The following is a 250-nucleotide window of genomic DNA, read 5'->3' as shown; positions in this document are numbered from 1 at the left end:
GTTCCGGACCGCCAGCAGCAGCCCACCGACGAAGACCCCGGCGACCTCCTGCAACGCTGGCTGAACAACCGCCGGGGCTAGGGCCTGTCCTGTCGATCAAGGAAGCCAGATGACGGCAGCGATGAGGACCAGGCTGGCGCGGTAAAGGGATGCGTGTTTGGCGTAGCGGGTGGCCAGGTCACGCCACCGTTTGAATCGGTTGAAGCAGCGTTCCACGACGTTACGTTTGCGGTAGATCACCTTGTCGAAG

The 250-nt window shown here is 62.8% G+C and carries 1 protein-coding gene; it reads right to left on the bottom strand.

Translation table 11 applies throughout. The features are described from left to right. Positions 1–96 precede the first annotated feature (96 nt). On the bottom strand, positions 97–250 hold a 154-nt coding region (locus C7C45_RS33385), incomplete at its 5' end, for a transposase (RefSeq protein WP_208641543.1).

The sequence above is a fragment of the Micromonospora arborensis genome, from assembly GCF_003205615.1.
In the GTDB taxonomy this organism is placed as follows: Bacteria; Actinomycetota; Actinomycetes; order Mycobacteriales; family Micromonosporaceae; genus Micromonospora; species Micromonospora arborensis.
This window is presented reverse-complemented; position numbering and strand designations above follow the sequence as displayed.